The 8,598-nt window shown below is 69.3% G+C and carries 10 protein-coding genes; all 10 read right to left on the bottom strand.

Annotated elements, in window-relative coordinates:
- On the bottom strand, positions 1 to 121 hold a 121-nt coding region (locus ACWDAK_RS39835), incomplete at its 3' end, for an aldehyde dehydrogenase family protein (RefSeq protein WP_449806571.1).
- A 101-nt stretch (positions 122 to 222) separates the two neighbouring features.
- Positions 223 to 1,107, bottom strand: coding sequence for an alpha/beta hydrolase (locus tag ACWDAK_RS39840; RefSeq protein ID WP_427395589.1), 885 nt, complete (start codon positions 1,105 to 1,107; stop codon positions 223 to 225).
- Between the two features lie 113 nt (positions 1,108 to 1,220).
- Positions 1,221 to 1,916: an MBL fold metallo-hydrolase gene (locus ACWDAK_RS39845; protein WP_427395590.1), complete on the bottom strand. Its 696-nt coding sequence runs from the start codon at positions 1,914 to 1,916 to the stop codon at positions 1,221 to 1,223.
- Positions 1,913 to 2,479: a LeuD/DmdB family oxidoreductase small subunit gene (locus tag ACWDAK_RS39850; RefSeq protein ID WP_427395591.1), complete on the bottom strand. Its 567-nt coding sequence runs from the start codon at positions 2,477 to 2,479 to the stop codon at positions 1,913 to 1,915. Before ACWDAK_RS39850 ends, ACWDAK_RS39845 begins: the two co-directional genes overlap by 4 nt.
- A complete protein-coding gene (locus ACWDAK_RS39855; protein WP_427395597.1) occupies positions 2,476 to 3,717 on the bottom strand; it encodes a 3-isopropylmalate dehydratase large subunit in 1,242 nt (413 codons plus the stop codon). Before ACWDAK_RS39855 ends, ACWDAK_RS39850 begins: the two co-directional genes overlap by 4 nt.
- A gap of 9 nt (positions 3,718 to 3,726) precedes the next feature.
- Positions 3,727 to 4,542, bottom strand: a complete 816-nt coding sequence (locus ACWDAK_RS39860) for an isocitrate lyase/PEP mutase family protein (RefSeq protein ID WP_425557769.1) — start codon at positions 4,540 to 4,542, stop codon at positions 3,727 to 3,729.
- Positions 4,543 to 4,613: 71 nt separating this feature from the next.
- Positions 4,614 to 6,047 (bottom strand): MmgE/PrpD family protein, encoded by a 1,434-nt coding sequence (locus ACWDAK_RS39865; protein ID WP_427395592.1) that lies wholly within the window; start codon positions 6,045 to 6,047, stop codon positions 4,614 to 4,616.
- 98 nt (positions 6,048 to 6,145) lie between these two features.
- A complete protein-coding gene (locus ACWDAK_RS39870; RefSeq protein ID WP_427395593.1) occupies positions 6,146 to 7,201 on the bottom strand; it encodes an Lrp/AsnC family transcriptional regulator in 1,056 nt (351 codons plus the stop codon).
- A 597-nt stretch (positions 7,202 to 7,798) separates the two neighbouring features.
- Complete coding sequence (locus ACWDAK_RS39875) at positions 7,799 to 8,245, bottom strand: SUKH-3 domain-containing protein (RefSeq protein WP_427395594.1); 447 nt, start codon at positions 8,243 to 8,245, stop codon at positions 7,799 to 7,801.
- Between the two features lie 7 nt (positions 8,246 to 8,252).
- On the bottom strand, positions 8,253 to 8,598 hold a 346-nt coding region (locus tag ACWDAK_RS39880; RefSeq protein ID WP_449806570.1), incomplete at its 5' end, for a hypothetical protein.

Raw genomic sequence — 8,598 nt, forward strand, 5'->3', positions numbered from 1 at the left:
CGGCGGCCACCGCCTTGCCGACCCCGGTCGAGCCGGTGAAGACCACCTTGCGGACGTCGGGGTGGGTGACGAAGCGGTGTCCGACCACCGGGCCGACCCCGGCCAGACGGTGGCCGGTCACCCGGAATGTCCCTGCAGATCCCCTGGCCTCAGGGCATCCCGGGCCGTCACTGTCAACGTCACCACCGGATGTGAGACAGAGCCGGTCACCGTACAGACCCGTTACTGGCAGGTCTGGACCGCGGCCTGCTCGAGCAGGTTGGTGACCGCACCCGGGTCGGTCAGCATGATCAGGTGCGGACCGTCCACCTCGACGGTGTGCGCGCCCGCCCGCGCGGCCATGAACCGCTCCAGGTCCGGGGAGATGGCGTGGTCACCGGTGGCCACCATGTACCAGGACGGGATCGTCTTCCAGGCCGGCACGCCAGAGGCCTCGGTGACCGAGTCGAGGCTCAGCGGCCGCTGCTCGGCCGCCAGCGCGGCCTCCTGGGACGGCGGCAATTCGTTGTCCAGGAAGACGCTCGGGTACTGGGACGTGGTGATCGTCAGCTCCGTGCCCGTGCCGCCCCCCACCTGCGGGTAGGTCGACGGAACCACCGGAACTGCGGGGATCTCCTTGCCGAGCGCACTCCCGTTGAGACCGGCCAGCGAGTCTCCCTGATCCGGCGCGAACGCCGCGATGTAGACCAGGGCCTTGACGTTGGGGTCGCCCTGGACGGCGTTGGTGATCACGGCACCGCCGTAGGAGTGGCCGACCAGGATGATGGGACCGCTGATCCGCTCCAGGACGCTGTGGATGTAGTCCGCGTCCGAGTTCAGGCCGCGCAGCGGGTTCGACGGGGCCACGACCGGGAAGCCGGCCGCCTGCAATCGCTTGACCTCCGGGGTCCAGCCCGAGGCGTCCGCCCACGCGCCGTGTACCAGCACGACCGTCGGCTTCGGCCCCTGCCAGTGCGCGAGAGCCGGGATCCGGGCCGAAACGGCCTGGGCCGAGGTCGAGACCGAGGCGGGGCGGGCCTGGGCGCTCGTGCTGAGCGCCGCCGAAGACGCGCCGACGACCGCGAGCACCGCGGCAACCAGGCCGGCCAACCGAGTGTGACGATTCATGACAGTTGAACTCCCGTTCTTCCAGTGCGACTTCATCGCTTGATCTCTGGCTGATGATGCTGGGCCCGCTGGCAGCAGCGGGAGGTGACCGTGAGCCGGGCCGGCAGGAGCGCTCACTCCGGGAGCGACTCCAGCCACGCGTGGAAGGCCTCGACTTCGTCAGTCCGAGTGAGCGCGGGGCCATGCGCGAAGCCCACGGCGCTGATGTCCGGTGGGAGTCTGCGAAGACTCCCTGCGCGCAGGCCGGGATCCGCGGCGAGGGCGGCCGGCCCGCAGGTGAGCCCGCCGCGGTGGAAGACCGCGTCGCCGACCAGGACGGTGCCGGTGGGCTCGTGCAGGAACGCGAGATGCCCTGGTGAGTGGCCCGGGGTGTGGATGGCGAGCAGCCCGGTACCGTCGACTCGTTCACCGCCGTTGAGGGGCTGGTCCGGGGTGAACGGCTTCCAGTGGAGTTTCGGCAGGCGGTCGAGCATACGGCCGACCGTGCCTGATCGGCCTTCGCGCGGGACGTGTCCGGCCGCCAGCCATGCGTGTTCGGCCGGGTGGGCGAGGATGGCGGCGCCGGTGAGCTCGCGTACGTACGCGGCGCCTTGGACGTGGTCGGGATGGGCGTGTGTGAGCACGATCCGCTTGACGTCGTGGGGTTTGTGCCCGATCTCTTCGATCGCGGTGAGCAGCGGCCGGTGGGCGCTCGCCCAGCCGACGTCGACGAGCGTGAGCCCGTCCTCGCCCTCGACCAGGAACGCGGCGTCGCGGCTGCTGGTGGCGATGCGCCGGACTCCCGGCGCGAGGAGTTGCGCACGGCTCACGCGTCGCCCGACCCGGCGTCGGCGGGGATGATGCCGGGGCGCAGCAGGTCGGCGAGCTCCGGGGGCAGGTAGCCCTGTTCGGCCAGGCGTGGGAGGACGCCACCGGATTCGAGGATCTCGAGGACGAGCGGCGGGAGCGGCTTTGCCTGTCCCGCCGCTCCGGTCGTGTCGTTGCGCCAGACGCCGGTGGCGATGTCGAAGCTGCCGGTGTCGCCGTCGTGGAAGTGCCCTGTGATTCCGGGGGCGGTGAGGGCGGGCAGCCCGGCGTTGACCGCGTTGCGTAGGAAGAGGGAGTTGAACTCCTCGGCGATCAGGGCGGCGACGCCGAGATGGCGGAAGAGCGAGGCGACCGGGCGCGACGAGCCGAGCCCGAAGTTCGTTCCGGCGACGACGATGTCCCCGTGGGTGACGTGCTCCGTCCAGCCGGGGCGCACGTCGTAGAAGACGTGCTTGGCGGCTTCGGGGACGTCCATCCTCATGGCGAAGGCGGGGTACATCGCGTCGGTGTTCAGGCCGTCGCCGAATACCCATACCCGCCCGCTGACTACGGTGGTGCTGCTCATTCGGTCAGGCTCCTGGGGTCGGTGATGACGCCGGCGATCGCGGAGGCGGCGACGGTGGCCGGGGAGGCCATGTAGATCTCTGCTTCGGGGCTGCCCATGCGGCCGGTGAAGTTGCGGGTGCTGGAGGTGATGCAGACTTCGCCGGGGCCGAGGACGCCCATGTGGTAGCCGAAGCAGGCGCCGCACGTCGAGTTGGTGACCACGCCTCCGGCGTCTGCGATGTCCTGTAGGTAGCCTCGGCGCATCGCTTCCCGGTAGACCTGCTGGGAGGCGGGGGTGACGAGGAGTCGTACTCCGTCGGCGACCCGGCGTCCGTGCAGGATCTCGGCGGCGACCTTCAGGTCTTCGAGCCGGCCGTTGGCGCAGGAGCCGATGAAGGCTTGGTCGATGCGTCGCGGCTCGATCGTCGAGACGGGAACGCCGTTGCGGCTCACGGTGCCGGGGCGGGCGACGTAGGGTTCGAGCGTGTCGAGGTCGATGCGGCGTACTTCGAGGTAGTCGGCGTCGGGGTCGGGTTCGGCCGGCTGGAAGTCGCTCACGCCGTGCTCGGCGAGGTGGGCGACGAGCCTGTCATCGGCGTCGAAGGTGGCGAAGTCGGCGGAGATCTCGGCGGCCTGGGTGGCGATGGTGCGCCGGTCGCCGATCGGGATGCTCGCCAGGCCCGGTCCACCGAGCTCCAGGTTCTGGTTCGTGGCGTCGCCGTAGGCGTCGGCGATGTACAGGAACACGTCCTTGCCGCTGATCCCGGCCGGCAGCGAGCCGTGGAACTCGTAGCGGACGGTCGGGGCGACCTGGAACCACGTCGTGCCTGTGCACATGATCGAGTAGACCTCGGCTGGGCCGAGTCCGCGGGCGGCAGTGTTGTAGGCGCCGGCCGCGCAGGTGTGCGAGTCGGTGCAGGCGAGCACCTGACCGGGGCGGGCGAGGCCGTTCTCGGCGATGATCTGGTGGCAGATGCCGTGTCTTCCGACGTCGTAGAAGCGCTTGATGCCGAAGTCGGCGGCGAACTTGCGGGCTTTCGGCCCGCCTTCGGCGTCCTTGAGCGAAGGCGCGGGGACGGCGTGGTCCATCACGATCGCGATCTTGTCGGGATCGTGGATACGAGAGGGCTGCATCCAGAGGGTGGCGAACTGGAGGTCGATCAGGACGCACATGTCGACGTCCACGGTCACCACGTCGCCGGCGGTCACGCGGGGCAGTCCGGCCTTGCGCGCCAACAGCTTCTCAATCATGGTCATGCCCACGGCTCAGGCCTCCTTCAGGGTCTCGGGCACCCGGTGGCGCTCGCCGATCTCGGACCATTCGGCCAGGCCGACGAGGTTGAAGAACTCCGCGGGCCCGCTCGGAATGAACGGGCCGGCGTCCTTGCCGGCGAGATCGGCGAGCGAGCCGAGCATCGCGAACGCGGCGGCACCGAGAACGGCGGACGGGTGTATGGCGATCGCGTAGCCCAATTCCTGCAGCCGCGCGCTGGACTCGAGCGGTGTCAGGCCGCCGATCACGAGGTTGATGAGCAGCGCGGCCGGGACCTGGGCGGCGATCCGCTCGATCTCGGCGATGTCCTGTGGTGCTTCGACGAAGATGATGTCGGCGCCGGCTTCGGCATAAGCACGTGCGCGCTTGATCGCGGCGTCGATGCCCAGGGGGCCGCGCGCGTCGGTGCGGGCGATGATCAGCAGGTCCTCGTCGGTCCGGGCGTCTCGCGCGGCGCCGAGCTTGAGTACGTACTCCTCGGTGGAGATCAGCTCCTTGTCCGGCAGGTGTCCGCACTTCTTCGGGAACGTCTGGTCTTCGAGCTGGATCGCGGCCACACCGGCGGCCTCGTACTCGCGCACGGTGCGCACGACGTTGAGCGCGGCGCCGTAGCCGGTGTCGGCGTCGGCGATCAGCGGCACGTCGCCGAGCGCGCGTACGAGCATGCGGGCGCGCTCGGCCATCTCGGTCTGGGTGACGAGGCCGATGTCGGGCAGCGCGAAGCCGGATGCGGCGACGCCCGCGCCGGTCATGTACGCGGCGGAGAAGCCCAGGCGGGCGGCAAGCGAGGCTGAGATGCCGTCGAACACGCCGGGGGCGACGATCAGCTCCTTCTCGGCGAGGCGGGCGCGCAGCGCGGCCCGCGATGCGGATGTGCGCGTCATCGGGGATTCCTTGCCTGGTCGAGAGCGCCGATGGCGCGGTCGGCGAGCAGTCGCGCGAGAGTGCGGACGTCGTCAAGGTTCTCCAGGTCCAGCACCGCGCGCTCGATCGCTTCGAGCCGGTCGGCGGAGATGAGCGGTCCGGCCAGGGTGCGGTACTTCGCGATCAGTTCGTCGTTGGTGACGGGATCGTCGGGGCCGCCGTGTACGTGCACGAGCCGCCGGTGCAGCACGGTGCCGTCGTTCAGGGTGATGGTGAGATCGGTGGCGAACCGCTCGTTCGCCGGCCCGTTCTCGATGTCCGGATCGAGCTGCACGTCGACCTTGCCGATCAGGTCCCACACATCGTCCGCGTCCAGGCGCTGCTCGGTGAACTGGCGCGGCGTCACGGCTCCGTCCAGCAGGGCGACGGCGGCTGCGTATCCGAGGTTCATCTGCGCGCCGACCGAGGTCAGCGGGCGGTCGGGCTTCCACCAACCGTGGTGGTAGACGGTGTGACCGACACGAATCTCGATCCGGTCGATCCCGGCCGGGTCGATCCGGTGCTCACCGCGCAGCTCGAGCGCCGCCTGGATGGTCCCGTGCAGCCCGCCTTGGGCCGCATAGGACTTGACCGCGATCAGTTCGGTGTGCCACCTCTCGCCGAGCCCGGCGACGATCTGCCGGGGGTCGGGATCGTGCCCCTCGCCGAACACCGCGAGGTAGCCGCCGTATTCGCGGTCGAAGACCTGCTTGATACCGGTGTAGCCGGCGGCGGCCAACGCGGCCGCGTAGTAGCCGTTGCGCGCGGCGAACCCGTGTTGCATCCGCTTGCTCATCGCCTCGTACTGGGCCGCCATGAGCCCGGCCGACTGGGTGCCGGCCATGCCGAGGGCGTCTTCGAGCCGGCCTGCGTCAAGGCCGCGCAGTACTCCCGCGGTCATCGCCGCCGTGTGAGTGCCGAAGACCGCACCGCTGTGCCAGCCGCGCGAGAGCATCTGCGAGCCGTGCAGCGCCAGCCCCACCCGCGGGCCGACCTCGAATCCGGCGATCGCGGCCGTCAGCGCCTGCGCACCGGTGACCTTGCCGCTGCGGCCTGCGGGCGCCAGCAGGACCGGAAGAATCAGCGAGTTGCTGTGCAGCGGGGCGAGCGGGTGGAAGTCGTCCAGCTCGAAGCCCTGGATGAAGGTGCTGTTGAGCAGGACCGCCGCCGGGGCACTGGTGGCGCACCCGGAGCCGACGACCACTGCTTCGCCCACGCCTTCGAGTTCCAGCACGGCCTCTCTCGCGATCCGCGACCACGGCAGTTGGGCGCCGATCAGGGCGCAGGTGACGCCGTCGAGCAGCAGATGCTTGGCGCGTTCGCGCACACGCTCCGGAACCTGCGCCAGGGTGAGTCCGGCCACCCACCGCGCAAGCGGCCCGGTGACGGCATGCTTCGTCGTGTTGCTCATGGCCCCAGTCAAGCGGCCGCGCCACGACTGGGGACGATCTGGCAGGAAGGAGGCACACCCGCCGTACACCGAGGCGGATCACGACGCCCCGGGCGTGCTCAGTGATGGAAATCTGCGAACGGGGCGGACCACGGGTCGACCGGGACCACCCCGACGGCATGGCCGGCGGCACCAAGCAGCCGCCCCCAGGACTTGACCGGGCGCAGCACGACCGATTCGTCGACGACGACAGTACCGCGGTCGACCTCGGCCAGGCGGGCACGCAGCCGACCGACCTCACCGATCTGGTGCAACTGCGCCATGACCAGCAGGTTGGCCGAGCCGATGGTGGCCAGGGCGATCCTGGTCTCGGGCCATTCGGCGAGTTGCAGGCCGACCTGTTCGACCCGGTCGTGGGGAACGGAGAGCCAGAGCACCAGTTCGGTGGGCCAGCCACCCTCGGGTCGGGCGAAGTCGGTGCGAAAGGTGAGCATGCCGCGGCGAAGCAGGGACTCGGTCTGGCGCCGCACCTGGTGCTCCGGGATACCGAGTTGCCGCGCGAGCTCGCGGTAGCCGACGCGCCCGTCATGCTGGAGCGCCAAGTAGAGCTCGCGCTCCTGGTTGTCGAAGACGAGGGTGCGGGCGGTCTCGGCACGCCCGTCGCCGGCTTCGGTGCCGGTGACCGAGGAGCGCTGGCTGCCGGTGATCGCGCCCAGGCGCCAGCGCGCCCCGCTGAGCCACTGGGTGCCGAGGTGACTGCGGACCCGCAGTGCTCCGGGCACCTCAGGAATGACCTCCAGCAGCAGCATGGTGAGCTTGTCGAGTTCGTCGGCGAGGACGATGGTGTGTACGGCGTACTGGTTACTGGTCAGATACACGCTGATGACCTGCGGCAGGGTCGCGAGCGCTGCCGCGACCGGCACGGCACGGCCGGGATCCGGCTCGATCTCGCACACCGCGCCGGACATCGCCAGCCGAGGGCCCGGGACGGAGGACACCCAGGCCTGTCCGGCCTCGTTCAGACGCCGCCAGCGCCGGGCAACGGTGACCGGCGCGACGCCGAGGGTGGCGGCGAGCTTCTCGAAGCTCGCACGCGGGTTGGCGTGCAGGGCGTCGAGCAGCGCGATGTCCGCCTCGCTCAGGCGACCGTTCGGTATCCGATCCACGCACGCCATTGTGCCCGCCCGCGCCGGGCCCGACAGGGAACCTGACACTGAACGCCATGAACTCCTCGAATCAAGCCAAGTGTCGTTCTCGTCGAGGAACCGCACGCGCTGCTGCAGACCCCACCCGTCCACCATCGCGTCGAAGACGGCTGACGCGAAGTCAAGATGGATGACCCTGGCGGCCAGCATCAGGTGCGCCGCGCCGGGGAGATCCACAGACCTCGTCCCCATGTTGCATCTAACGCAACATCGTTGCATCGGTTACGCGGCGCAGGTCAACGGCACCAGCCGGAGCGTGGGCTGGGGCCCAAACTCCAGCCGAACTGCACGTCAGGCGCCTGACCGGCGCATGCCGAACCCAGCAACGGAAGGCGAGTTGAGACACCGCAGCCCTGACGTGATCAGCTCGGGCGAGATTCCGCCCTCACAATGCACTCACAAGGCCCGGAAAACGCGTCAAGGCCGCTCCCACCTCGCGGTGGAAACGGCCTACGACCTGCGAAAACGCCGGTCGGGACGACAGGATTTGAACCTGCGACCCCTTGACCCCCAGGGCGCGAGTTAACGTCCAGGAAGTGTCGGACTCACACATGCGGCAGGAAAGCGTCAGTTCTGTTCTGGTAGCTCGTCGGGTGCGATGCCGCGGACGAGCCGTTCCAGCGCCTCGCGCGATGGCCCGAAGGACGCGAGCCAGTCCGCTACCAGGTAGACCTTTCCCGATTCGGAGATGCCGAGGAAGAACCGTCCACGGTCCAGCTCGCCCAGAGGGAACAGCGACTCTCCGATGGACTCGCTCCATTCGGAGAAGCGGTCTTCCTCTCCGTCTGCAAGCATCGGGTCCAGCTCGAACGGCACCCGTGCTCGGGAGACACCTGGGCCGCTGATCTCGACGGTGAGGCCGCCGAACTCGGACAGAAACCGTTCGGCGGCGTCGTGCATCCGGAACCCGGACTCCTCGAGGCGTTGACGCCACAAGCTGGTGTCGACCGTGCGATCCGGCTCCCAACCTGCGGATCGCAGGACGCGTTCGGTCTCCGCGGAAAACTCCGTCATCTCCCGCTCACTTTCCATCATCCGTCAAGAAGTCGAGCCTGTAGTGCTTGGTGAGCACCTTACAGCTGTCACACGGGCCGATCGGGAATCCGTGCTTCGGGTGGTCGGTCTTGCTGCGCACGATCATTGCTGCGGCTTGGGAACCAGTGGGATCGATATCCGCTTTGAGGGCGCTCGAGAGGACCTGCGGCAGTCCACACGATCCGTACCCGTTGCCCCGCTCCGCCTCAGGAATGCCGTCAAGGATGTGAAGTTCCACCAAGGCCGGGTAGTTAAGGATTTCGGCCGGGGTGCAAGGCAAGGGTCGAGGTACACCGCAGTGCGCGGAACGCAAGCAACGCGGCCCCGTTGGA

The organism is Kitasatospora sp. NPDC001175 (assembly GCF_053598215.1).

Coding starts and splice junctions, on each gene's coding strand:
- ACWDAK_RS39855 (WP_427395597.1), bottom strand. CDS start 3,717: ATGACCATGATTGAGAAGCTGTTGGCGCGCAAGGCCGGACTGCCCCGC.
- ACWDAK_RS39840 (WP_427395589.1), bottom strand. CDS start 1,107: ATGAATCGTCACACTCGGTTGGCCGGCCTGGTTGCCGCGGTGCTCGCG.
- ACWDAK_RS39850 (WP_427395591.1), bottom strand. CDS start 2,479: ATGAGCAGCACCACCGTAGTCAGCGGGCGGGTATGGGTATTCGGCGAC.
- ACWDAK_RS39870 (WP_427395593.1), bottom strand. CDS start 7,201: ATGGCGTGCGTGGATCGGATACCGAACGGTCGCCTGAGCGAGGCGGAC.
- ACWDAK_RS39875 (WP_427395594.1), bottom strand. CDS start 8,245: ATGACGGAGTTTTCCGCGGAGACCGAACGCGTCCTGCGATCCGCAGGT.
- ACWDAK_RS39865 (WP_427395592.1), bottom strand. CDS start 6,047: ATGAGCAACACGACGAAGCATGCCGTCACCGGGCCGCTTGCGCGGTGG.